This is a genomic window from Cupriavidus sp. 01L45, from assembly GCF_056399885.1.
The window spans coordinates 1-24,610 of sequence record NZ_JBFTSG010000026.1 but is presented as its reverse complement, the minus strand read 5'-3'; the positions used below and the strand labels follow the sequence as shown (position 1 = coordinate 24,610).

Here is a 24,610-nt window from a genome sequence, read left to right as displayed (position 1 = left end):
GGGGCGCCGCGCTGACCGGCGGCTCCTTCCTGGGGAGGATGCCGCCAATCATCATATCGACCTTGCCTTGCCGCGAGGATCGTTGGGCCGGTTGATCGACTGGCCTTTTTTCTCTGCTTCGCCGAAGCGGGTGAGGTGCTGAAGGCTGCCGTCGCCGTAGACGCGCTCCACCCTGGATACCACGACGTGATAGCCGTCATACCATTTGCGGTACTGGCGCTTCGCGTCCAGGTGCCGCGGGTCGGTGGCGAAGGCACGCAGGGCTTCCTGGTCCCGCCAGTAGTAGCTGGCGTTGACCAGCTTGCCGTCCGGCGAGCGCCATGACTCGGCGCCCAGAAACCCGGGGCTGGCGGCCGCCACTTCGTCGATGACCGCGCTCAATCGCCTGAATTCCTCGTCGGTCTCGCCTGGCTTGTAGATAAAGGCTGCGATGTACATCTCATGCTCTCCGTTGCTGGTTTGCTTGGGGATGGGGCTGTCGGCCTAGGACGCCCTCGGCATGGCGATCAGCCTTAGCGCCAGCAGCGCCAGCACCACCGCCAGCCCGTACTTCTGGAAGATGGCGGCGCGCGGATTGCGGCTCAGGAAACGGCGCGCCGAGCCGCCGGCCGCGCCCAGCAGCGCGTGAAAGACGGTACTGATCAGCGTCAGCACGCAGCCAAGGACAACCAGTTGCCTGGCTACGTTCCCCTTGGCCGGGTCGACGAACTGCGGCAGGAAGACCATGAAGAACAGCAGGGCTTTCGGGTTCAACAGGCTGTTTAGCGTGGACCGGAAAAAAACGGATATCAACGAGGCTTGCTGTGCCACCGTGCCCAGCGGCGCAAGGGGGCGGCGCAGCGCCTTGCAGGCCATCCACAGCAGGTATAAGGCGCCGGCGTAGCGGATGAGGTCGAAGGCGGGCGGCCACGCGGCGATGACGGCAGTGATGCCGGTGGCGGTCAGGACGGTCAGCACAAGGTCCGCCGCCGCGATGCCCAGCGCCGCGGCGGTGCCGCCGCCTGCTCCGTAGGTGATGCCGTGCGCCATGACAAAGGCCATGTTTGGCCCGGGTGACAGCAGCAGGACCATCACTGCCGCGGCGAATACGGACAAGGTTGCGAGTTCGATCATGCCTGCAACTCCCCGGTGCTCGTGGAAGCCCGCCGGAGCCCTTTACGTTGATGAGGGTGGTAGCGTAATCTTTGTGTCTGGTACAAACAAAAAATTGTTCTAGATACAAAGACAAGGCAGAAAGCGGAAGGCAGAACGCAGAAGGCAGAGGATGATCCCCGCACCGACCCGGTACAAAACCATCATGGACGAGATCGCCGGCCGCATCCGCGAGGGGATGTTGCCGCCAGGCACGCAGCTGCCGACCGTTCGTGCCCTGATGAAGCAGCATGGCATCGCCCTGGCCACGGCTTCGCGCATCTACAAGGAACTGGAATCGATCGGACTCGTCGTCGGCGAGACGGGCCGGGGGACGTTCGTGCGGGACACGTCGCTGCCGCGCGGCCTGGGCATGGAGCAGCATCCCGCGCGCTTCGGCGCGGTGGATCTCACCTTCAACTATCCGTCCTTGCCGGGCCAGGCCGATATGCTCCGGGACGGCCTGCGCACCATCGCCGCCTCGGGCGATCTCGATGCGCTGCTTCACTCGGCGCCGCAGGGCGGGCGGCCGCACGAGCGGCAGACGGCGGCCCGGCACCTGCGCAACCGGGGTATCCGGGTGGGCGGCGATCAGGTGCTGATCGTCAACGGCGCGCAGCAGGGACTGGCCGTGACGGTGATGGCGCTGCTCAAGCCGGGCGATGTACTGGCCGTCGATGCGTTGACCTATCCGGGCATGAAGATGCTGGCTCAGGCGCATCGCCTCGATCTGGAGCCGGTGCCGCACACGGTTGGCGGCATGGACGTGGACAGGCTGGCCGCGCTTTGCAAGCGGCGTCCGGTACGCGCGGTCTACGCCATGCCCACGATGCACAATCCGCTGGGCACGGTGATGGCGGAGGCGGAACGCATCGGTCTGGCCGAACTGGCCGCGCGTCACGATTTCCTGATCATCGAGGACGGTGCGTATGCCTTCCTTGCCGAGCCGGCGCCAAGGCCGGTCTTTACCTACGCACCCATGCGGACGGTCTATGTATCGGGCCTGTCGAAGAGCGTGGCATCCGGCCTGCGCGTGGGGTTTGTCGCAGCCCCCGCCGCGCTRGTGCCGGCGATCGAGCGCGCCATCCGTGTCTCGACATGGAACACCCCGTCACTCACCGTGGCGCTTGGCTGCCATTGGATCGAAACCGGTCAGGTCGACGATCTGGAAGACCGGAAACGCAAGGACGCGCGGCTGCGCCAAAGCCTGGCGCGCCGCGTGCTGCGCGGCAGCGATATCGTGGCGCACCGCTCGTCCTACTATCTCTGGCTGACCTTGCCCGAGGACCTGCGCGCCGACCGCGTCGCCCCCGCGCTGGAGGGCGAAGGCGTCCTGGTGACAACCGCGGAGCCTTTCGCCGTTACGCCCAACGTGCCGCATGCGTTGCGGCTCGCCATTGGCTCCATCTCACATGAAGCCCTGGAAGACGCGCTGATGAAGGTGCGCCGGGCGGCGGCCGCTTAGCCGTTTAGCCGCCTAGCCGCCCGGCGCGGTTCGCCCTCACTCGATGACATCGCCCACCCAGACACGATCGAAGCTCGCCGCCGCTTCGTGCTGGATCTTGCGTACCGTCTCGGCATCGGCGGCCTCGTACTCGCAGACCATGCGCTTGCGGTCGGCAGCGATCAGGCTGCGTTTCCAGGTGACGTTGTAGAGGGCGAGGCAAGGGCGCTCGCGGTCGGCGACGATCTTCATATCTTCGTCGGATTGCGGGGTGGTGAAACTGCGCTCAACGATGATGCGTGACATGGCGGGCCTCCTGTCGGGGTGCGGAAAGTGCGGAAGTGCATGCAGGTAGGCTAGTGCCCCGGCGTTGGCGCAAGCGTTGGAATGGCACGGCATGCCAGCACCGCGCGATCCAGCGCCGCCGCCGCCCGCGCGCCCGGCTGGTGGCCGGCCGCCAGCCAGCGCAGGTCCGCGAGCCACCCGGCCGCGCTGGCCGCGTCGCCCGCGCTGGCGGCGGCCTGCACCAGGCAGGCGGCTGCCACCGTCATTTCGGTCAGCCTGCGAACGGCGCGGGCCGCTTCCAGGGCTTCGCTCGCGCAGGTACCGGCAACATCGCATTGTCCCCGGTCCAGGGCCATCGCGGCGGCGGCGTTGAGCGCATAGGCGAGGTGCGCCTTGTCGTCCACGCTGCGCAAGGACGCCAGCGATGCCGCCAGTTCGTCCTGCGCGGCGGGCTGGCCGAGACGCAGCCTGGCAAGGGCTCCCAGCGCGCCAGCGAACGGGGCGGCGGGCTCCACGGCATCCGCGGCTTCGGTTGTCTTGCCCGCCGTGCCCGTCTCGCCCATGCGCCGCGCAGCCTGCTCGATCTCAGCGCTGTGCCCGACGACCTCGTCGAAGCGGTCAAGCTCGAACGCGATGGTGGCCTGCCAGACGAGGCACTCGTACTCCCGCCAGTGATCCTGCCGCTGCCTGGCAAGGGCCACCGCGCGCGCCACCTGCCCGTGGCCGCTCGCCAGGTCACCATCGACACGCGCCAGCAGGCCGTGGCCCCACATCAGCTCGATCGTCTGCAGGTCGAGCGACTCGGCAAGCGCGTCTGCCTCGGCGATCATGGCGCGCGCCCTGGGCAGATCCGTCTCCACTTCCAGCAGGCAGCGTGCGGTATTGGCGAGCTGCTGGCAGCGCGTGGCGGCATCGGCCTTGCGCGTCATGCGCTCGGCCTCCAGGATGGCGCGCCGCGCGCCCTCGGTGTCGTTGCCTTGCTGCCGCAACCACGACAGGATATGCAGGCCGGTGGCGGCTTCTTCGTGCAGCGAGAGCGCTTCCGCGGCGCGGATCTCGCTTTCCATCTCGCCGATGAGCGTGGGCAGGCGCCGCGCGCCGGCGCTGGTAGCGGCAACCGCGCGCAGCTTGAGCAAGCCGATCGCCAGCCGCACGCGCTCGGCGCCCTGCGGCAGCCGCTCAAGCTGGGCCAGGCCGCGCCCGGCAACCAGGGCAGCTTCGTCGTTGGCATAGACGCGCAGGCAATGCTCGCCCGCCGCCAGGCAAGCTTGCGCGGTCATCGGCGCGTCGTCGGCGAGACTCGCATGGTGCACCAGTTCGCCATATAGCCTGGGGTCTTCCGCGCATGCCACCACCAGCTGCTGTGCGATCAGGCGATGCATGATGCGGCGCCGGGGCGGCGAGATGGCGCGATAGGCCGCCTGGCGCACCACGTCGTGGCTGAAGTCGAAGTGACCCTCGCCGGTCGGCTTGAGGAGTCCGCGCCGCTCCAGTTGCTCCAGGGTCGTCAGCAATTGCGCTAGGGGAATGCCGGACACCTCGGCCAGCAGCCGGGGCTGCAGTTCGCGGCCCATCGCGGCGGCGCGCAACAGCAGTTCGCGCGATGCGGGTTCCAGCGCATCCAGGCGCTCCGCGATCAGGGCGTCAAGCGTACGGTGCGAGCCGTTGCCGCCGCGCGCCCTGTCGCTGGCGTTAGCCAGGGCAAGCACGAACAGCGGGTTGCCGCCACTATCGCGCGCTACGGCGAGCGGATCCATCGCGGCCAGCGCCGGGCCGAGCAACGCAGCGACCTCGGCCACGGCCAGCGGGGCGAGCGGCAGCCGGAGCAGGCGGCCTTCGCGCGCCAGCGAGTGGAGCAATCCCTTGGCCCATGGGTTGTCGTCGACCTCGCCCGCCCGCGCGCCGCCGGCGAAGATCATGCGCGTGCCGGTTTCCAGCGTGCGGCACAGAAAATGGAGCAGCGCGGCAGAACCTTCATCCAGCCATTGGAGGTCGTCCAGGGCCAGCGCCAGCGGTTGGCCAGCGGCGAGCCCGCGCAGCAGGCTGGCGACCGCGCCGAAGAGTTGTTCACGGCTGCCCTCGCGGTGCCCGGCAGCCAGTACGCCGCCGGCCAGCAGCGGCGCCGCCTGCTGCGCCTCGCCCGCAGGCACGGTGTCTTGCGCGATGCCGCGCAGCGTGTCGAGCCACAGGCCGTAGGGCCGCACCATCTCGGCCTCATAGCAGCGGCCGCGCAGGACCTGGAAGCCGGACGCCTCGGCACGCCCGGCGAAATGGTCGAGCAGCGTGGTCTTGCCGATACCGGGCTCGCCGAGCAGGAGCAGCAGTATGCCGCTTTCGCTGTCGCTGCCGCCGGCTACCAGCCGCTCGATGGCGTCGCGCTCGGACAGGCGTCCGATCAATGGCCGGCTCAGCAGGGCGGGCTGCTCGGCGGCGTTGGCCGTAGCGGCCGGGATGTCGTTGCCGTGCGCTTCTTGCGCGTTGCTGTTCTCCCAGGCCGCCGCGCCTGCGGCCTGCATCTCCCGGCGCGCGCGGTGGATCGCCGCGTCCAGCGGGCCATTGGGCGGCGTGGACAACTCACGCCGCAGCATGTCCCGTGCGTAGGCGTAGTGCTGCTCGGCGTCCGGATAGCGCCCGGCCGCCGCCAGTAGCGAGACCAGCGTGGCATGCGCGGATTCGGCGAGCGGATCGGCGGCCACCATGGCTCGTCCGTAAGGCAGCGCCAGTGCGGGCGTGGCGTCCAGGCGCGTCACCAGCGCGCACAGCACGGCGCGGCGCAGGCCGTCGTAACGCTCCCGCTCCGCCGTGCACCAGTGATAGAAACGGTAGCAGCGCGCAAGTTCGAGGCCCGCGAGGAACTCGCCGCGCAGCAGGCGGGCAGCTTCCTCGAGCGCCTCGAGCGAGGCAGCATCGGGCCCGGCGCCAAGCAGCGCATGGACGCGTGCGATATCCACCGAGGCGCCTTGCGCGGCAAAGGCGACCCGCTCCCTGTCCGCGACCAGCCTGATCGCCCCGGCACCAGCGTCGTCCAGCAAGGGTCGAAGCTTGGTCAGGCTCCAGCGCAACGCCGCGCGCGGGTCATCGGGCCCGTCCCAGAGCAGGTCGCAGAGCGACTGCCGGGATTGGGCCGCGCTGGCACAAACCAGGTAGCCCAGCAGGGCGCGAGTGCGCTTGGAGGCTGGCAGCGGTAGCGGCTCGCCATTGCGGGTCACGCATAAATCACCCAGCAGGCGGATTTCCAGTCGGGCAGTGGCCTGCGGTGAAGCGGCATCTCTGGCAGCCACGCTTTCTCCAACCGTGATTCCAACGGTGCCAGCCGATAGTGGAACTGGAGGGGCGGGGCTGCGGATGCACAGCGGCCTGCCGCGCCGCACCGTTGGCGACGCTGTTCAAAAAAGGTAGCACACGGGCCGGGCGGTTGCCAGCCGATGCGCGCACCCGCCCGCGGCCCATCCCATCCTCCACCAACCATTCAAGGAGAAACATCATGCTGATCGCAAGATGGCAGATCGATGCCCGCTTTGGGCACAAGCAAGAGGTCATCGACCGGCTGCAGGCATGGGCGCGCGAGATCGCCCCGCAAGCCGGCCTTGTCACCGGGCGCCTGCTGACCGGCTCGATCGGCGCGCTCGAAGCGACGGTGGTCCATGACTGGGAAGTGAACGATCTCGGCGAGCTGGACCGCGCATGGGGCCGGCTCGCATCGATACCGGCCCACGCGCAATGGGGCAAGGACCTGGAGCCGTTCGTGGTTTCCGGCACCGCGCGCTGGGAGATCTATCGTGTATTGTGAGGCGTCTTGTGAGGCGTGTTGCGAGGTGTGCTGTGAGGCCGCGCAGCGCACGGCAACTTATCCATCCAGGGAGCCCGTCATGCCAATCGATGACACCAGGCTGAATGCGTTCATGGACAACTTCGTTCGCGATCTCGGCGCGGTGATGCATGCCGCGACGATCGTGGTCGGCGACAAGCTGGGACTCTACAAGGCGCTTGCCGGCAAATCGCTGTCGGCGCAGGAACTCGCAAGCGACACCGGCACCGACGCGCGCTACGTGCGCGAGTGGCTGTCGGCCCAGGCGGCCAGCGGCTACGTGGAGTACGACGCGGCCACCGACCGGTTCAGCCTCGGCGAGGAGCAGGCTTTCGCGCTCACCGTGGAAGGCGGCCCGGCATTTATTCCCGGCGCGTTCGAGATCGCCGTGGCGCAATTCAAGGCGATCCCGAAAATGATCGACGCATTCCGCACCGGACAGGGCCTGGGATGGCACGAGCACGACGCGGCGCTGTTCCACGGCACCGAGCGCTTTTTCCGTCCCGGCTACGCGGCGCATCTGGTGAGCGACTGGATCCCGGCGCTGGACGGCGTACAGGCGCGGCTGGAAGCTGGCGCTCGCGTGGCCGACATCGGCTGCGGACACGGCGCGTGCACCATCATCATGGCGCAGGCCTACCCGAACTCCACGTTCCACGGCTTCGACTATCACGAGCCGTCCATTCGTTATGCGTCCGAGGCGGCGCAACGCGCGGGGGTTGCCAGCCGGGTGCGCTTCGAGGTCGCCAGTGCAAAGAGCTTTCCGGGCAGCGACTACGATCTCGCCGCCATGTTCGATTACCTGCACGACATGGGCGACCCGGCCGGCGCATCGCATCACGTGTGGAACAGCCTCAAGCCCGACGGCACATGGATGATCGTGGAGCCGTTCGCGCAGGACCGGCTGGAGCAGAACCTCAACCCGGTGGGGCGGATCTTTTATTCGGCGTCGACCTTCATCTGCACGCCGGCGTCGCGCGCGCAGGAAGGCGCCATGTGCCTGGGCGCGCAGGCTGGCGAGAAGCGTATCCGGGAGGTGGTTACGCGGGGCGGCTTCCGCCGCTTCCGCCGCGCCACGGAAACGCCGTTCAACCTGGTCTACGAAGCGCGCCCTTAGCGTGGGCCGGCGGGTGGGCGGCAAGCAATGCGGCGTTTTCGCCCTTCCTGCCGTCGCCGCGCCTGCGTAGTTGTTCCCATTGTCTGCCCGTGGGCTTTCCATTAGGCTTGGCCTCCACCTTCGAGGACTTCCGGCGCGTTCCCCAGCATACCGCCGGTTACTGGAGATGCCCTGATGCCCGCTGTGCAGAATCTGCAGCAGAAACCGGCACGGATGTCCATCGTGACGTTMGACCAATGGTGCGAAGCCATCGATACCAGCTTCCTGCCGCTAGCCTATACGCGCCAGACGCGCGGGTGCTTCCATAGCAACGTCAGCTATGCCCGCTTCGGCGCCTGCGCGGTGGCGGACATGGATGTCGATGCGCACAGGGTGGCGCGCGAGCCCCGGCACGTGGCGGCGTCCGATGCGGGTTTCTTCAAGATCTTCTGGCAAATCAGCGGACAGAGCCGGGTTGCGCAACGGGGTAACGAGGCTTCGCTCGAACCCGGGATGTGGTCGATTTACGATACCGCGCAACCCTATAGCATCGAGATGCCGGACCGCTGCCGGGTGCTGGTGCTGCTGGTGCCGCAGGAGCGCGCCTTCGGCTGGCGGCAGGCGGCGGCCAGCCTGGGCGGCCGGGCGTTGCGGGGCGAGGGCGCGGCGCGCATCGCGTTGTCGGCGCTGGGTGCCATGCTGCACGATACCTGCTCGGGCCACTTGCTGGATTACCAGGGACAGATGGTGCTGCAGGATTCCGTCGTTTCGCTGGTGGAGACCGCGCTGCAAGGTGCGGATACGCGGCCGCCGGCGCTTGGCGATGGCGCGGACGCAGCCATGGCGCGGCATCTCGGCGAAGCGCGGATGCATCGCCTCGCTGAATTCATCGACGCCCAGTTGCATGATCCGGAACTCTCCGCGCAGCGGCTGGCCGCGGTTCTGAACGTCTCGCGGCGCACCTTGTATAACCTGTTCCGCGAGTCTGGCCAGACCCCGCATGCCTATATCCTGTCGCGCCGGTTGCGGCAGGCGGCTGTGCGGCTGTCCGGCAGCGCGGACGCCGGGCGCAGCATTACCGAGATCGCCTTTGCCCTGGGGTTTGCCGACGCGGCGCACTTCAGCCGTGTCTTCCATGAGCGCTTTGGCATGAGTCCTTCGCAATGGCGCCAGCAGAATGCGGGCGGGACGCGTATTGCGCTGCGTCATTAACCGCGCCAGCGTGCGCTTTGCACGCATCGACAAGCTTTCTGCACGGCCAGACAAGCCGTGACAAGGACGCGGTGCTAACTTCGGTCTCCACAACGAGGCATCAAGCCAAGACCAACCGGAGACGAAGATGAATGCACCCGTGGAAGCCCGCAGCGGCCTGAACCAGGCCATCCGCAATGCCATGCTGATCGACGGCGAGTGGCGCCAGGCCGAGTCTGGCGAGACCTTTGCCGTGTTCGATCCCGCCACCGGCGAGGAGATCGCGCGCGTGCCCGCCGGCGGGGCGGCAGATATCGATGCCGCCGTGGCGGCCGCCGGGCGCGCCTTTGCCGGCGGCACATGGCGCGCCATGATGCCGGCCCAGCGCGAGCGCCTGCTGCTCAAGCTGGCCGACCTGGTCGAGCAGCACGGCGACGAACTGGCCCGGCTGGAGACGCTCAACAACGGCAAGCTGCTGGCCTTCTCGCAAGGCCTGGAGGTGGGCGGCAGCGCGCAATGGCTGCGCTATATGGCCGGCTGGGCCACCAAGATCGAAGGCAGCACGTTGGATGTGTCGGTGCCGTTTCCGCCGGGAACGCGCTACAGCGCCATGACGCGGCGCTCGCCGGTGGGCGTGGTGGGCGCCATCGTGCCGTGGAATTTCCCCTTGCTGATGGCCGTCTGGAAGATCGCGCCGGCGCTGGCCTGCGGTTGCACTGTGGTGCTAAAGCCGGCGGAGGAAACCCCGCTGACCGCGCTGCGGCTGGCCGAGCTGGCGCTCGAAGCGGGCTTCCCGCCGGGCGTGCTGAATGTGGTGACTGGCGACGGCGTGCCCGGCGCGGCGCTGGTGGCGCATCCCGGCGTCAACAAGATTACTTTCACGGGCTCCACGGAAGTCGGGCGCCTGATCGGCGCGCGCTGCGGCCAGGATATCCGCCGCGTGTCGCTGGAGCTGGGCGGCAAGAGCCCGGTGATCGTGCTGGACGATTGCGATCCCGCGCACGCCATCCAGGGCGCGGCCGGCGCCATCTTCCTCAACCAGGGCCAGGTCTGCACGGCCGGCTCGCGGCTGTACGTGGCGCGCCGGCACTATGACCGGGTGGTCGAGGGGCTGGGCAAGGTGGCCAATGCCACGGTGCTGGGTTCCGGGCTCGATCCCGCCAGCCAGATGGGGCCGCTGGTCTCGGCACGCCATCGCGACAAGGTGATGGGCCTGATCGGCACCGGGCGCAGCGAAGGCGCGGAGATCGTCGCGGGCGGCGATGCGCTGGACCGTCCCGGCTATTTCGTGCGGCCCACGGTGGTGGCCAACGCCGCGTGCAAGGACCTGACCCTGGTGCGCGAGGAAGTCTTCGGGCCGGTGGTGGTGGCCATGCCGTTCGACGATCCCGAGGCCGTGCTGGCCGAGGCCAACCGCTCGGAGTACGGCCTGGGCGCCAGCATCTGGAGCAACGACCTGCGCGCGGTGCAGCGCCTGGTCGATGGCCTGGATGCCGGCACGGTCTGGGTCAATACGCACAATATCGTCGATCCCAACATGCCTTTCGGCGGCTACAAGGCGTCCGGCGTCGGGCGCGAACATGGCCGCTCGGCGATCGAGGCCTACACCGAGATCAAGTCGGTCTGCATGGCTTACTGAGCAGAGCGGCACTGCCGCAAAAGGCAGGGGCGTGCCTGGCGTCATCCTCGGGGTAATCCCGAGTGTGTATAACGCGCCTCTGCCGCCATCCTTAGGATCGCTGCAATCCGGTGGTGCGGCGGGCAATGTCCGCCGCACCATTGGCCAGCCGCTGGCACAGAACCAGCCTGGCTTCCCCCCCAGAAGAAGCAAGAATAAATAAAAGAAGAGGAGACACAATGAGCCAAGAATCCAAGCGGGCTTTCTCCTGCTGGCCGGGCGCCGCGCGGCGCACCGGCAAGCTGGCCATGCTGGCGGCAGGACTGGCCGCGGCCTCGCTCGCGGCCGCGCAAACCAAGCCGCCTGCCAGGGTTGCCAGCGCCGACCACATCCGTGCCGTGACCCGCGGCGTGGATGGCGCCTTTATCGAGACCAACGCCGCCAAGACCCCCGACTGGCCCAGCTACGGCCTGGACTACGCGGAAACCCGCTTCAGCCGGCTCTCGCAGATCAATGCCGACAACGTGAAGGACCTGGGGCTGGCGTGGTCCTATGACCTGGAATCCACGCGCGGGGTGGAAGCCACGCCGCTGGTGGTGAACGGCATCATGTATGTCAGCGCCTCGTGGAGCGTGGTACACGCCATCGACACCCGCAGCGGCAAGCGCATCTGGACCTTCGACCCGAAGGTCGACAGGTCGATCGGCTATAAGGGCTGCTGCGATGTCGTCAATCGCGGCGTGGCGCTTTACCAGGGCAAGGTGTTCGTCGCTGCCTACGATGGCCGGCTGATTGCGCTCGATGCGGGCACCGGCCGCAAGGTCTGGGAAAAAGACACCATCATCGACCGCAGCCACTCCTACACCATCACCGGCGCGCCGCGCGTGTTCAAGGGCAAAGTCATCATCGGCAACGGCGGCGCGGAATACGGCGTGCGCGGCTATATCACCGCCTACGACGCGGGCACGGGCGAGCAGAAATGGCGCTGGTTCACGGTGCCGGGCGACCCAGGCAAACCGTTCGAGGACGAGTCGATGGCCAGGGCAGCCAAGACCTGGGACCCGGCCGGCAAATGGTGGGAAGCCGGCGGCGGCGGCACGGCATGGGACACGCTGGCCTTCGACCCCGAGCTCAACCTGATGTACGTGGGCACCGGCAACGGCTCGCCCTGGTCGCGCAGCAAGCGCAGCCCGGCCGGCGGCGACAACCTCTACCTGGCCTCCATCGTCGCGCTCGATCCCGATACCGGCAAATATGTCTGGCACTACCAGGAAACGCCTGGCGACAACTGGGACTACACCTCCGCCCAGCCCATGATACTGGCCGACCTCAACATTGGCGGCAAGGCACGCAAGGTCATCCTGCACGCGCCCAAGAACGGCTTCTTCTTCGTCATCGACCGCACCAACGGCCAGTTCATCTCGGCCAGGAACTTCGTCGATGTGAACTGGGCCAGCGGCTACGACCAGAACGGACGCCCGATCGAGCTGCCCGAGGCGCGTGCCACGGACAAGCCTTATGACGCCATCCCCGGTCCCTATGGCGCGCACAACTGGCATTCGATGTCGTTCAACCCGCAGACCGGACTGGTCTACCTGCCGGCGCAGCATGTGCCGCTGAACCTGATGGACGACAAGAACTGGACGTTCAACGGCAAGCAGCCTGGCCAGCCGCATGGCAACGTGGGCTGGAACACGGCGAAGTTCCTCAACGCCGAGCCGCCCGCGAGCAAGCCCTTCGGCCGCCTGATTGCCTGGGATCCGGTACAGCAGAAAGCCGCGTGGACCCAGGAATACGTCTCGCCGTGGAACGGCGGCACGCTGACCACCGCCGGCAACCTGGTGTTCCAGGGCACGGCCGACGGCCGCTTCATCGCCTACAACGCCGCCACCGGCGCCAAGCTGTGGGAATCCCCCACGGGCACCGGCGTGATCGCGGCACCCGTGAGCTACATGGTCGACGGCAAGCAGTACGTGTCCGTCGCCGTCGGCTGGGGCGGCGTCTACGGGCAGGCCCAGCGCGCCACCGAGCGGCAGGGGCCCGGCACGGTCTACACCTTCGCCGTGGGTGGCAAGGCGCCGATGCCCGCCTTCGTGCAGTACCGCGCGGAAGGATTGCTGGCGGGCGTGAAATATGACCCCGCCCATGTCGCGGCAGGCACCGCGCTCTATGTCAGCAATTGCGTGCTGTGCCATGGCGTGCCTGGCGTGGATCGCGGCGGCAATATTCCCAACCTTGGCTATCTGAACGCCGCCTATATCCAGAACCTCGACAAGTTCATCTTCAAAGGCCCCGCCCTGGCGCGCGGCATGCCGGACTTCACGGGCAAGCTGAGCATGGAGGATGTCGAGAAGATCAAGGCTTTCATCCAGGGCACCGCCGACGCGATCCGGCCCAAGGCCAATTGATCGCCGCGCAGGGCCGCCCGCGCGGCAGGAAGGGGAGCGATCAACGGACCCAGGGCAGGAAGATGGCAGGCAGCAAGGGCGGTGCGCGAAGCCGGAAACCAGTTTCCGGGCTGGCTTCTTACCGTCTGTGGTGCCTGGCAGCCGCCATGCTCGCGGCCGCGCCGGGCGTGGCTTGTGCCGAGGAAACGCTCCCCGACGTGGTGGTGAGCGTCAGCCGCGCCGAGCAGAAGCGCTTTGACGCGCCGGCCGCGATCGACAATGTCCCGGTCGATTCGCTGGCGACCCCGAGCCCCTTGATCAACCTCTCGGAGCTGCTGACACTCGTGCCTGGCGTGGCCGCGCGCGAGCGCCAGAACTACTCGCAAGACCTGCAGCTTGCGGTGCGCGGCTTTGGCAGCCGCTCCACGTTCGGCGTGCGCGGGGTGCGGCTGTATGTCGACGGCATTCCCGCCACCATGCCGGACGGGCAGGGGCAAGCATCCACTGCCGATCTCACCAACGCCAGCCGCATCGAGGTGCTGCGCGGCCCCTTCGCCCAGCTCTACGGCAACGCCTCGGGGGGCGTCGTGCAGATCTTTACGCCCGATCCGCCCAAGGCGCCGATGGCACGGGTGGGGAGCGGCTTCGGCTCCGACGGGCAATGGATGACCAGCGTGGCCGTCGGTGGCGGTAACGACAAGATCGGCGGCGTGCTGGACGCATGGACCTTTGAAACCGACGGCTACCGCGACCACAGCGCGGCCCGGCGCCGCCAGCTCAACGCCAAGGTGGTGGCGGAACCTGTCACCGGCACCCGCGTCACCCTGTTGTTCAACGCCTTCGACCAGCCGCAGGCGCAGGACGCGCTCGGCCTTACCCGCGCCCAGGCCGATGCCAACCCGCGCCAGGCGGTGCCGCTGGCCACGCAGTTCAATACCGGCAAGACTGTCCGGCAGAACCAGGGCGGCGTGCAGGTGGAGCAGCGCCTGAGCGAGCGCGACAATCTTGAGTTCCGCCTCTACGGCGGCACGCGCCAGCTAACCCAGTACCTGGGCTTCAGCGGCATCGCGCCCTCGTCGGCGGGCGGCATCGTGGATATCGACCGCAGCTATGGCGGCGGCGCGCTCTCGTGGCACCACAACACCACGTTGAACGGCCTGCCGCTGCTGTGGAGCGCCGGCGTCGACGCCGATGGCATGCGCGACGCGCGCACCGGCTTCGTGAACCAGAACGGCACGCAGGGCGCGCTGCGCCGCGACGAGACCGACAAGGCGGGCAGCCTCGGCGCCTTTGCCCAGTTCGACTGGACCTGGAACCCCGCCTGGCGGCTCGTGGGCGGCGTGCGTGCCAGCAAGGTCAGGCTGCGCATCGACGATCACTACATCACGGCGGCCAGCCCCGATGACAGCGGCACCGCCACGTATAACAACGTGAGCCCGGTGCTCGGCGTGGTCTGGCAAGCGCTCGACTCGCTCAACGTCTATGCCAACCTGGGCCGCGGCTTTGAGACGCCGACGCTGACCGAGGTGGCCTACGGCCCAGGCGGCACCGGCACCAACCTTGGCCTGCAGCCATCCACCAGCCGCCAGGGCGAGATCGGCGTCAAATGGCAAGGCCAGGGACACCGGCTGGAGGCCGCGCTGTTCGATGCCGACAGCCACGACGAAATCGTGCCGCTGGCCAACGACAACGGCCGCTCCGTCTACCAGAACGTCAATGGTGTGCGCCGGCGCGGGCTGGAACTGGGATGGCGCGGCGTCTACGGCCCCGGAGAACGCTACGGCACCGGGCTGGCCTACACCTGGCTCGACGCCTTCTTTGGCGACGCTTTCCGCAATGCGCAGGGCGCAACGGTTGCCTCCGGCAATCGCCTGCCCGGCACCGCACGCCACAGCTTGTTCGCCGAGGCAACGTACAAGCCGGTGGCCGACCTCACGCTGGGCGTGGAGATGCGCGTGGAAGGGCGCGTCTTTGCCGACGACCTCAACACGCAATACGCGCCGGGCTACGCCATCTTCAACCTGCGTGCCGGCTACAACTTCCGCGTGGGGCGCATGCGCTGGTACGCGTATGGGCGCATCGACAATGTCACCGACCGGCGCTACATCGGCTCGGTGATCGTGAACGAGAGCAACGGGCGGTATTTCGAGCCGGCGCCGGGGCGGCGGTTTTTTGTGGGGTTGCGGGCGGAGATTTGAGCGGTGGATGGGGGGCGCACAGCAAGCATTGGCGGGCGATGCGTCAGCGCGTGCTTCTTCGTGCCGCAAGTTTGCGGCCGATACTGGTGACCTCGATCTATCGCCAGATCTGACGCACATGCTTTTGCCAAAGCCGCTTCCAGGCGAAGTGCAATCTTTGCGCCTTCGCAGTACGACCGGGTTGCAGTGTTGTTTCAAAGGCGCCATTCTTGCTACCCTGTTCAACCACCGGATCCTCGAACCAGAGAATCTCATTGCCGACCAGCCTGTCCATCGCATCGAAGGCGAGGTCGATCGGCAAATCCATCTTGTTCGCAGACATCCATTCCAGCCTCGCGGATGCCTCGGTAATGCCAATGACATAGGAATCGGTAAAGCGTCCGCGGTTGTTCTTGTACAAGTGCTGACCAGCAATCCGTTGACTGCGAGGGGTGTACTGGTTTCCACCACAACCAAGATAAATGACGTGCGGGCACCGATGTCTCGACGACTCGATCAACGCTTGCTTCAGGCCGGCTGGAAAAGTCTCCGCCAACACTGCGTCATCCTCCAAAATCAGCGCACGTCGCCAGCCTCGAGAGCAAATACGCTCAAGTGCGACGATATGCTTCAGCGAGCAGGATTTCTGCGCTGGCCGAAGCCCCGTGCCCTTGAAGTATTTGTCATTGATTTGCTTGTCGATGTCGACGGCGTCAAACGCATGGACAAATTCGCCTTCTAGTCCGAATCTGAAAAGCTGCGCTTGAATATGCTTGCGGCGCTCGACAAACGAGCGAACGTTAATGATCAGGATGCCATCAAGTCCCAAGCGGCGAAGATCACTTGGAATAGTGCATGCGCTTTGCATCGGAAATACCCGCTAACGTTGTTGATTGAACCCGGATGGCAAGCACTATCCGTTGCGTCCCAGCTTCGAATCATGCTGGGACGCCCCCAATTAGTAACTCGCTCGGAGTGGCCGCCAGGCTTCAGGGATGGTCCGGGCTAGAACGCAATGCCGATTTGCGCCGCGATGCAGGGCTGCCGCGTGCGGAAGAATTCGGGCTTCCTGACGGCCAGCCAGGCGTCACCTTGCAGGCCAACGCGGTGTAGCCGCCCATGGAGCACTTGCGGGTGAACACTACCGGCGGGCGGCAGCACTGCGGCAGCAGGCGCTGCACCATCAATCCGAGCCGTACCTGGCGGAGCGCGGACCGTACAGGATGCTGCCCGGGCTGCCGGCCGACAGCAGCTGCAGGCTCGCTGTTCCCGCGACCGAATAGCTTGCATCCGACACGCTGTTGATCACCTGCGCGATCGCCGCAGCCACGAGCATCCCGACCAGGCCTCCGCCGGCGTTGCCAGATTGGCTGTTGGATGCCGAAGCGGCGCCAGTCCAGAGCGTGCCCCCTGTCCGCAAATCCACGAGCGTCGCCTTCGCGCTTACGACCGTGGCGCTGTTAACCACCTGGAACTTGGTCCCGTAGTCCGTTACCGTGATGTAGAGGGCGGCATCCGCGCCGAAGATGTCTCTGAGCTTCGCTGGCGGGACGGCATGGATATCACCCGGCGTCGTCAGGCCATTCTGGCGGAAGGTCTCGTCCACCAGGGCCACCGGCAGCACGTAGTACCCGGCCTCGGCAAGCGGATAGCTGACCTGCGACAGCATGCTGTAGGTCGCCGCGACGTCAGGCGACTCGTTCAGCGGTGGCAGGACCACGATCGAGCGCGGCTTGCTCTCCTTGTAGGCGGCGTAATCGACATTCCTGGATGGCGCCGCGCACCCGGCGGTCAGCGCTGCGACGGCCAGGAACGCGAGCGCGCGCTTGAACATATCCCTCATTTCTTGCTCCCCCCTTGCTTGATGTTCTTCATCAGGAAATCCACATAGGCGGACGACTCCGGAAACAGGGTCTTTTCCGTCTGGAACTCGCGGACCATCTGGTCATCCTTGCCAACATCGGCGTACAGCATGCCAAGATGCGCGTGGTAGCCCGGCGGCGGCGTATTGCCCGCTGCCATGATCTTCTGCAGATCGCGTTCAAGCGCTTCAATCTGGGCTTGCTTCGATTCGCCCTTGAAGTACTGATAAACCTGCGGCTGGTAGCTCTCCCACTGATACAGGGGCTTGGCTGGCGCGGCGCAACCCGCCAGCAATGCGCTTGCCGTGAGCGCGAGTGTCGCCAGGCGGCACGGCTGGAATAATGTCTTCACAGTTTTTCCTCTGGATATTGGCATTCAGGGATTGCGCGGCGTCAAGGCGCCGGCCTCGACCCCGTTGACCAGATTCGTCACGGCCTCGCGCATGGCGAGATCCAGCACCTTGCCGTTGAGTGTCGAGTCATAGCTGGAGCTGCCGCCAAAACCGATGACCTCGCGGCTAGACAACGCGTACTCGCCCGCGCCCTGGCTGCTGAACACCACTTCCGATGTCGCGATATTGACCACGTTCAGGGCCACCTTCGCATAGGCCACCTGCGACTTGCCGCGGCCGAGAATGCCGAAGAGTTGCTGGTCGCCCACTTCCTTGCGCCCGAACTCGGTCACGTCGCCGGTGATCACGTAGTCGGCACCCTTGAGACGCTGCGCCTGGCTCTTGATGCCCGCCTCGCGCTTGATCTCGTCCAGGTTGTCGCGGTCGAGAACATGGAAGCGGTTGGTCTGTTGCAGGTGCGTGATCAGGACAGTCTTGGCCTGGCCGCCCAGCCGGTCGATGCCATCGGAAAACACGCCGCGCATATAGCTCGAACGGTTATCGAACTTCCCGACTGCGATCGGCGTGCGCACGCCCACGTAGGGGCGGCTGGCACTCTCGACCTTCTGCACGGGCAAGGCAGTCGATGATTCGGTCGCGCAGCCGCCAAGCAGGGCGAGCAGCCCAGCCGCGGCAAACAGCGATCCTGCTGTCAGTCTGTTCATTCGGTCTTCTCCTCTTGGTTAATCAAACATGCAAACGATTCACGTTCTTGGGCGCGCATCGATTGCGCGATACCCCCGGGCTGCGGGGCCTAAAATTCCACACCGATCTGCGCCGCGATATTGGGCGTGTGCGTGCGGAAGAACTCTGGCTTCCTGACCGGCCTGCCGAGCGTGACCTCGTAGGTCAGGGCGGCGTAGCCACCCATGGCCCAGCGCCCGCGCGCTCCTATCACGGCACCCATCAGCGACTGGCCCGCCAGGAACCCGGCGGATGGGCCGCTGACATGTCCCATGTCGAAACCCAGGAAGGCTTCCTGGCCCGTATTCGCGAGTTGCCAGGCCAGTTCGTTGCGCCAGGTGATGCCGTTCTCGGCGGCAAGGGTCAGCTGTTCATCGAAACCGCGCACCGAATAGCGGTTGCCGATGACGAAGTAGTCGGACGGCAGGATGCGGGTGCGGGCGTACTGCATGCGCACGTTGCCCTGGTAGCGCAAGCGCTCCCCGGCGGCCTGGAATGGCACCATCAGTCCGGCGTTCGCCAGCACGATCTCCGACTTGCCATCCCAGCCGGGCTCGCCCAGCACAAAGCCGGGCGACCTGGAGTGCGCGGGCAGTGACGCGCGCCATGCCGCGCCGACATCCAGCACCGTATTGCCGAGGTACTGGCGGTGCGCGGCGCCGGCCTCGAAGCCGACGAAATCGCGGTGCTGCACTTCGATATCGATGCCATCCAGGGTGGAACGGGCGGTCTTGCGGAACACCTTGCCGTACAGGCTTGTCTTGCCCGAGGCATTGCGGAACGGCACGTAGCCAAGTCCTGCCTCGATCTGCGTGCTGCGCCCGCCATAGACGATGTCGCTGTCGAAACCCGCCACCGTCTGGTGGTATCGCGACTGGTTGGCATTGAAGAAGGCGTTCCAGTAGCCGAAGGGAATGCTGTAGCTGATCGCCGAAGAGCGCGTCCCCGCCGCGCCGTTGCCGGCATTGGCATTGGTGCTGCCGGAGACGGTCAGGCTGTCGTACAGGAACAGTGGCGAGTCCACCGTCAGCGTGCCACCCATCTGGTAGCGTCCGGTGCTATCCAGCCCGGCGTTGTCGCCTGTCACGAGGGCATGCCAGCGTTTGCCGGTGCCGGCCTTGATGATCAGCTCGGTGTCGCCGGGGTTCTCGCCGGGAACGAGATCGATGCTGGCATCGGCCTGTCCCTGCAGGCGGCGCACGTTCTCCGTGCCCTGGTCCAGGTCGCGCTGATTCACCAGGCCGCCGGGGCCGGTGGGCAAGGCCACGCGCCACCAGCCGGGCGCGCCCTCGGCCTTGACACCAGAAATGCGTCCGGCCACCACGCGCAGGCGCAATTCGCCGCCGGCGAGATTCTGGTCCGGGATCACCACGCGCGTGGTCATGTAGCCTCGGGCGAGCAGCCGCGCGGAAAAATACTCCTGGATGGTCGCCAGCCCCTTGCCACCGACGCACTGGGTGGGCAGGATGCCGGCCTCGGCCTGGAGCCATGCAAAGTCCTCCGCACCTTCCCAACGCACCATCTTGATGAGAAAGCAGGGCGACTCCGCGGGCAGCATCAGCGGTCCCGCGATGCCGTTTTTAATTGGGGGAAGCCGTGAGTACGTCAGGGCGGGCCATGGCGCGCTCACGCGCGGCTTCCTGCTGTTGTTCCTGACGGCGCTCGATGGCGGCGTGCGGGGTGGCCGGCGGGAAGAAGGGCAGGGCCTGGGCAACCGCGAGCGAAGGCAGCGTCAGGATGAACGGGACAAACGGGGCGACACCGCGCGTCATGCGGCGCGCGTTGCGGAAGTGCATTGACATAGATTGACGCGGTTTGCATGTCAGTCAATTCGACTCGGAGGTTAGTGATTTGGTCGGGTTGAATCTCTGTATTCTTTTGTGCGACTACCGCTTCGCTTTTATATGCGGAGTGCAACAGATGGCGCGGAAAACAGCGCTCATTGATAATCCGCGAGCGAGAATAAATGATCGAAATTTTCGCAACATCGAGAAGTGGTGTTGCTGTGGCAAAAGAAATCCGATCATCTTCTCTCCTTCGGGTTTGACTAGGCATTGTTGGCGCCAGCACCGCTAGCCTCGGTGCCGATGCATCCCCCGCGCAAGCGCGTTGCCGCTTGCCGGAGACGGGCTACGCCCACGCAAGACGGAAGATACCGAGTCTGAGTCCAGATTGAAATCGGACAGATCCGAAAATGGGTTAGGAAATTTCCTAATTAATTAATTCAGGGCCAAATTTGACCAGGTTCTGAATAATCTGCAGTCGTTGGGGAGTCACTGCTGGTAGGCGGCCTGCCGCTGCAGGCGGCGTATGTTTTCGATGCTTTGGTCGATGTCGTGCTGGTTCGCGGGTGCGCCGGGCATGCATCACAGGGCGGGTCATGGCGCGCTTATGCGCGGTTTCCTGCTACTGATCTGGCGCCGCTCAATGGCGGCGTTCGGGGTGGCCGGCGGCAAGAAGGGGAGCGACTGGGCAACCGCGAGCGAGGGCAGGGGCAGGATGAATTCTTCTCTTTTTCATCGTCTCCGGTGCTGAAAGGCTGCAATGGCCACGTAGCCAACACCGATAAAGGCACCGAGAAGTGCGGCCTTCTTGAGCCGAGTCTCTGTCGCAACTAGGTCCCAGCTTGTCCAGGGCGCGCCTGCTTGAAGGTGCTCAATGAATGACCTTTGAGTCCCGCTGGCACAACGCGAGAAAATCCCGCACCAATTTCGTTGATAAGGTTCAAGCAGTAACTCTCGAAGGATCGGTGAGGCGAGTAAGTCCAGGCAGGATACCAGCACAACCATCATCGCGAAAAAAATTAAGGCCACATAGATAGTGCTACGGATTACTAAGTTTCTATTATTTTTCATCTATTTATGCCTTGCGTTCGATGTGGAGGCGAGAGTGAAGGGGGCGGAAAGCTACCTCTTTGGAGGTTTTTTGCGTACTAGGAGAATAATCGCGTAGACTAGCTCAAGAGATAGCCAAAATAGGCCTAAGAAGCTAAATGTAAATATGGCATGTTGATGCTGCTCAATAGTTATAACGGTGTGGGTGCGAAAAATGTCATTGTATAGCCATAGTATAAAATCCCGTAACCAATGCACGGCAATAATAATCAGGATGCAAAATGTCACGCGTGCGGATATTCCAAGCCATCCCGGATTTTTAAAAGCTCTGTCCATAAGATTTGTCACACCTATCATTTCGATTCCTTGCCGGGGAGAAATGGCGGCCATGACCCGCCAACTGTACCAGTCGTGACTGATGTATTTCCGGGTAGTATGTTCGGGGTGCCTTGCACTCCCTGGTCAGCCGTATCGACGGCGGCACTAGCTGGCAGTGAGAGAGCATTCTGCGCGTAGAAATTATTGATTCGGTCCTGCGGCAGATAGTTGGCATACATCCAAGCATCCGCCTTTTGTGCGGCGGTCGGCTGAAACGAATAGCTGATGCCGCACGCAGCGCACGAAGGATCCGCAGGGAGCATCATGCGAGCCTGACTCAGGAAGCTACTTGCCGCTTGGTCCCATGCATTGCCAACGCCATGTTGCACTTGCCGGAATCCTTGTTGTGCGAGGCGCTGCTCTGCGTCAGCAACCTGGACATCGGACGGAGCTTGCCCGCCATTGAGCCGCTGTGCGAAAGCCTTGGCATTGTCTTTGATCCACTTCTGCTCATCCGGATGCAACTGCCGAATGAACCGGTCATGTCGCCCAGCCCTCTAACGCATGCGAATACTGAGCATGGGCCTCGCCCAGGTCGTCATACTTGAACAGGGGCCCTTCGGTATTCGCGAAGTACCATCGATATTTGTCATGAACCGGCGGGAATACTTCACCGCGCTCAATATCGAAAAACAAACCAGTCATAAAACCCAAAACCATCTCTGCGTCCTCATCAAACTTTGCATGGCGAGTCAACAGAGCATGCAGTATCCGCGCCCTTTCTTGCAATTGCTCGATCTGATCCATGTTTCACTATGTAATGTGAACGGGTCAATCTTCGTCGGTGTTTTCCATTGTTGGTACTATGACCTGTTGCGCGCCACCCGGCATTGCTGCGGAAATCCAAGGTTATACGATACGCCGGCAGTGGACTTTTTCATGCCGGCTCGCGAATTCACGAAGGCCATCTACGGTTTTTGTCTGTCAATTTTCTTTTTCCTTTCAATCTGCCGTGTTTTTATCCACGCATATAAATACCAGGCTGAAATTTCTAGCATCCATAGCAGACACAGAGCTGAAACAGCGTAAAAGTATTTTTTGGTAACGTTAAACCCAAGTAGTTTTAGAATTACCAGCGGTAGTAGCATGATCCAAGGGGCAGTAATTCCCTGGGCTGCCCACAAAATTTTCTGCAATGTGTTCTTCATTTATTTGGTTTTTGTGGGGGTGGGAGGGAGGAGCCATCATCCTGAGCCGCATTACCGAATCCGATGCCAATGAGAGGTGCCGATTGATTTGGCTTCTGAAGTAACGCTGGAATTCCAGAATTAACGTATGCTGGGAACAGGAGGGCTGCTCTTCCTTTTATATATTACCCGGATTTCGCGCCAGAGGCGCCAAAGAGGGAGCCAACGGTGGCTGCACCTACTAAGCTATTGCTATCCCCGTAAAGCATATTTTGAAACTGCGCATTTAAAATGGAATATACGCTACCGAGTACGGCATTTCCATACGCGCCTGTGTTCATGCCTACGGGTTTCAAGATTGCCCCGCTAACCGTAGCCATAGCGGTTTGTCCGGGTCGAATTCCACCAGTTACCAAAACTTGTCCTACCATATCTGCAACGCTGCTCACAACACCGCCAATACCTCCGGCGGCGGTGCAGGTCGTCGGATTGATCGAGCAATTCGCAACGACGTTTCCCGCCATTGAGTTGCTGTGCGAAATGCATGGGATTATCCAGAATCCACATCTGCATCGTCCCGATGAAACTGCCGATTGAAGCGTTCAGCGATCGACTTTTGTGTCGCGCGACGCAACTAGCAGCTTGATCGCGTTAATAGCTTCTACGAAAAAACCTACCGCGATCATGCACATGAAGATGCGCACTAACAGCATCTCCTTGTCGCGATCAATAATTTAAGTTTCGGTCGAAAAAATGCCGCTCAATCCACACAGAAGCATCGCCAGCGTGAAATATAAAAAATAGGAAGAGAAACTCAAATCCGACTCTGAAGAAGATACCAGCCCAACCATTCTGTCGCAGTAGATCATCAATCTTTCGCATCATTGCTTTCCCGTTTTTTTACTCGGAAAAAACGATCCAAATCCTTGGGTGAAAGAGCCCGCCGTTGCCCCAGTGTTTGCAGGATAGGGATTTGGCGAACCTTGGAGCAAGGCGGGTATGTTTGGCTTCAGCCCATTGGGGTAGACCAGCGACGGCAGAGTCTGCCCCGCCAGCTTTGTTACTCCTAAGCCGATTGGGTACGCAGCACCGCTGAATGTCGAGCCAACGGCACCCGCGAATAGAATGCTATTGTTTTCGCCATAGAAAATATTATTGAACGCTGTATTTGCAGCCGCACCGGCCCCACCGACCAACACGTTGCCTATGAAGCCGACGTTACCACCAATCGGTCCCGTGATGGCCCCTGTTCCACCAGCAAACAGAGACTGGAAAAGGCGAATGGTGCCTGTTTGCGCATATTGGCCGGAAGCATCCATTCCACCACCCACCGTCCCACCAATTGCTGCATATCCAAAGATTCCCCCAGCAGCAGTTGCTATAGGCGCCCCAACCAACAGTGCCGCCGCAACCGGGGCGGCGATCGTACTAGCCCCCATCAAATTGTTAATAGTCTGCGCTCGCTGGTTAGCTGCACTAACAGCGGCGCTCGTTGGTTGTGAGAGGTCATTCTGCGCGTAGAAACTACTGTTCCGGTCCTGCGGCAGATAGTTGGCATACATGTCAGCATTGGCTTTTTGCGCTGCGGTCGGCTGGAATGAGTAACTAATCCCGCATGCGGCGCAGGAAGGATCGGCAGGGAGCATCATGTGCGCCTGGCTCAGGAAGCCGCTCGCAGCTTGGTCCCATGCATCGCCAGCACCGTTCTGCACTTGACGAAAGCCCTGTTGTGCAAGGCGCTGCTCTGCGTCAGCAACCTGGACATCAGACGGAGCTTGCCCGCCATTGAGCCGCCGTGCGAAAGCCTTGGCATTGTCTTTGATCCACTTCTGTTCATCCGGATGCAACTGCCGGTTGAACCGATCCACATTCGCGGCCGCCGCCGCACCCGACCCACCACCCACAACGGCACCAATGCCACCCGCTGCAATGTTCGCCGCCACATTTCCGAGCGCTTCATTCAGCCCCGCATTGCCAGTATCCAAACTCTCTGACACCGCATTGCCAAGCTCTTGAAGCTTGGGCGCAGCCAGCGACGACGCACCCGCACCGACTGCGCCGGCCACCGCGTTGCCGCCACCCAGGCCCGCAACAAGCGCGCCGCCTGCGGCGTGCAGCGCCGCACGGTAGTCGCCGCCTTCCTCCCAGTTCTTCGCGTCGGCAAGGTACTTGTGTTCCATCTCGCTATCCCCCCCC

At 64.1% G+C, this 24,610-nt stretch carries 20 protein-coding genes and 1 pseudogene; 7 read left to right on the top strand and 14 right to left on the bottom strand.

The genetic code is table 11. From position 1 onward, the window contains the following. Window positions 1-51: 51 nt before the first annotated feature. Window positions 52-438: an antibiotic biosynthesis monooxygenase family protein gene (locus AC1DT6_RS18785; RefSeq protein WP_441632362.1), complete on the bottom strand. Its 387-nt coding sequence runs from the start codon at window positions 436-438 to the stop codon at window positions 52-54. 45 nt (window positions 439-483) lie between these two features. Beyond that, entirely contained in the window at window positions 484-1,113 is a 630-nt protein-coding gene (locus tag AC1DT6_RS18780) for a LysE family translocator (RefSeq protein ID WP_441632360.1), read from the bottom strand. A gap of 184 nt (window positions 1,114-1,297) precedes the next feature. Here AC1DT6_RS18780 and AC1DT6_RS18775 point away from each other — a divergent pair, with 184 nt between their 5' ends. After that, window positions 1,298-2,596 (top strand): aminotransferase-like domain-containing protein, encoded by a 1,299-nt coding sequence (locus AC1DT6_RS18775; RefSeq protein WP_477114809.1) that lies wholly within the window; start codon window positions 1,298-1,300, stop codon window positions 2,594-2,596. A 36-nt stretch (window positions 2,597-2,632) separates the two neighbouring features. Here AC1DT6_RS18775 and AC1DT6_RS18770 read toward each other — a convergent pair whose 3' ends face one another. Together AC1DT6_RS18770 and AC1DT6_RS18765 are read right to left on the bottom strand one after the other, a co-directional pair. Continuing rightward, the gene (locus AC1DT6_RS18770) at window positions 2,633-2,881 is read right to left on the bottom strand and encodes a nickel-binding protein (protein WP_441632356.1); all 249 of its coding nucleotides are present in this window, start codon (window positions 2,879-2,881) and stop codon (window positions 2,633-2,635) included. 50 nt (window positions 2,882-2,931) lie between these two features. After that, window positions 2,932-6,141: an ATP-binding protein gene (locus AC1DT6_RS18765; RefSeq protein WP_477111519.1), complete on the bottom strand. Its 3,210-nt coding sequence runs from the start codon at window positions 6,139-6,141 to the stop codon at window positions 2,932-2,934. A 203-nt stretch (window positions 6,142-6,344) separates the two neighbouring features. Between AC1DT6_RS18765 and AC1DT6_RS18760 the strand changes: the two genes are divergently transcribed. The 6 genes from AC1DT6_RS18760 to AC1DT6_RS18735 all read left to right on the top strand — a co-directional run bounded on the left by AC1DT6_RS18760 (window position 6,345) and on the right by AC1DT6_RS18735 (window position 15,158). Next, a complete protein-coding gene (locus tag AC1DT6_RS18760; RefSeq protein WP_441635245.1) occupies window positions 6,345-6,650 on the top strand; it encodes a hypothetical protein in 306 nt (101 codons plus the stop codon). Between the two features lie 79 nt (window positions 6,651-6,729). Beyond that, window positions 6,730-7,785 carry a class I SAM-dependent methyltransferase gene (locus AC1DT6_RS18755; protein WP_441635243.1) on the top strand — a complete coding sequence of 352 codons (1,056 nt, stop codon included), beginning with the start codon at window positions 6,730-6,732 and terminating at the stop codon, window positions 7,783-7,785. A 174-nt stretch (window positions 7,786-7,959) separates the two neighbouring features. Continuing rightward, on the top strand, window positions 7,960-8,976 hold the full coding sequence (locus tag AC1DT6_RS18750; protein WP_477114808.1) for a helix-turn-helix domain-containing protein: 1,017 nt from the start codon (window positions 7,960-7,962) through the stop codon (window positions 8,974-8,976). Between the two features lie 127 nt (window positions 8,977-9,103). Then, on the top strand, window positions 9,104-10,594 hold the full coding sequence (gene styD / locus AC1DT6_RS18745; RefSeq protein WP_441635239.1) for a phenylacetaldehyde dehydrogenase StyD: 1,491 nt from the start codon (window positions 9,104-9,106) through the stop codon (window positions 10,592-10,594). Between the two features lie 218 nt (window positions 10,595-10,812). Next, window positions 10,813-12,981, top strand: coding sequence for a PQQ-dependent dehydrogenase, methanol/ethanol family (locus AC1DT6_RS18740; protein ID WP_441635237.1), 2,169 nt, complete (start codon window positions 10,813-10,815; stop codon window positions 12,979-12,981). Window positions 12,982-13,043: 62 nt separating this feature from the next. Further along, window positions 13,044-15,158: a TonB-dependent receptor family protein gene (locus tag AC1DT6_RS18735; protein ID WP_477111518.1), complete on the top strand. Its 2,115-nt coding sequence runs from the start codon at window positions 13,044-13,046 to the stop codon at window positions 15,156-15,158. 97 nt (window positions 15,159-15,255) lie between these two features. On the opposite strand, the gene AC1DT6_RS18730 is transcribed toward AC1DT6_RS18735, so the two are convergent. The 10 genes and pseudogenes from AC1DT6_RS18730 to AC1DT6_RS18685 all read right to left on the bottom strand — a co-directional run. Continuing rightward, complete coding sequence (locus AC1DT6_RS18730; RefSeq protein WP_441635233.1) at window positions 15,256-16,005, bottom strand: glycosyltransferase family 25 protein; 750 nt, start codon at window positions 16,003-16,005, stop codon at window positions 15,256-15,258. Window positions 16,006-16,320: 315 nt separating this feature from the next. Next, the gene (locus AC1DT6_RS18725) at window positions 16,321-16,980 is read right to left on the bottom strand and encodes a DUF799 domain-containing protein (protein ID WP_441635231.1); all 660 of its coding nucleotides are present in this window, start codon (window positions 16,978-16,980) and stop codon (window positions 16,321-16,323) included. Next, window positions 16,977-17,351 carry a DUF4810 domain-containing protein gene (locus AC1DT6_RS18720; protein WP_441635229.1) on the bottom strand — a complete coding sequence of 125 codons (375 nt, stop codon included), beginning with the start codon at window positions 17,349-17,351 and terminating at the stop codon, window positions 16,977-16,979. Before AC1DT6_RS18720 ends, AC1DT6_RS18725 begins: the two co-directional genes overlap by 4 nt. Before the next feature lie 24 nt (window positions 17,352-17,375). Then, window positions 17,376-18,056, bottom strand: coding sequence for a CsgG/HfaB family protein (locus AC1DT6_RS18715; protein ID WP_441635227.1), 681 nt, complete (start codon window positions 18,054-18,056; stop codon window positions 17,376-17,378). An 89-nt stretch (window positions 18,057-18,145) separates the two neighbouring features. Continuing rightward, a complete protein-coding gene (locus AC1DT6_RS18710) occupies window positions 18,146-19,633 on the bottom strand; it encodes a ShlB/FhaC/HecB family hemolysin secretion/activation protein (RefSeq protein WP_441635225.1) in 1,488 nt (495 codons plus the stop codon). A gap of 22 nt (window positions 19,634-19,655) precedes the next feature. Next, complete coding sequence (locus tag AC1DT6_RS18705) at window positions 19,656-19,877, bottom strand: hypothetical protein (protein WP_441635223.1); 222 nt, start codon at window positions 19,875-19,877, stop codon at window positions 19,656-19,658. Window positions 19,878-21,262: 1,385 nt separating this feature from the next. Then, window positions 21,263-21,751 carry a hypothetical protein gene (locus AC1DT6_RS18700; protein ID WP_441635221.1) on the bottom strand — a complete coding sequence of 163 codons (489 nt, stop codon included), beginning with the start codon at window positions 21,749-21,751 and terminating at the stop codon, window positions 21,263-21,265. A 16-nt stretch (window positions 21,752-21,767) separates the two neighbouring features. After that, a complete protein-coding gene (locus AC1DT6_RS18695; RefSeq protein ID WP_441635219.1) occupies window positions 21,768-22,034 on the bottom strand; it encodes a hypothetical protein in 267 nt (88 codons plus the stop codon). Between the two features lie 161 nt (window positions 22,035-22,195). Then, on the bottom strand, window positions 22,196-22,435 hold the full coding sequence (locus tag AC1DT6_RS18690; RefSeq protein WP_441635217.1) for a hypothetical protein: 240 nt from the start codon (window positions 22,433-22,435) through the stop codon (window positions 22,196-22,198). An 860-nt stretch (window positions 22,436-23,295) separates the two neighbouring features. Beyond that, window positions 23,296-24,610: pseudogene (locus tag AC1DT6_RS18685) on the bottom strand (hypothetical protein); the annotation flags it as partial.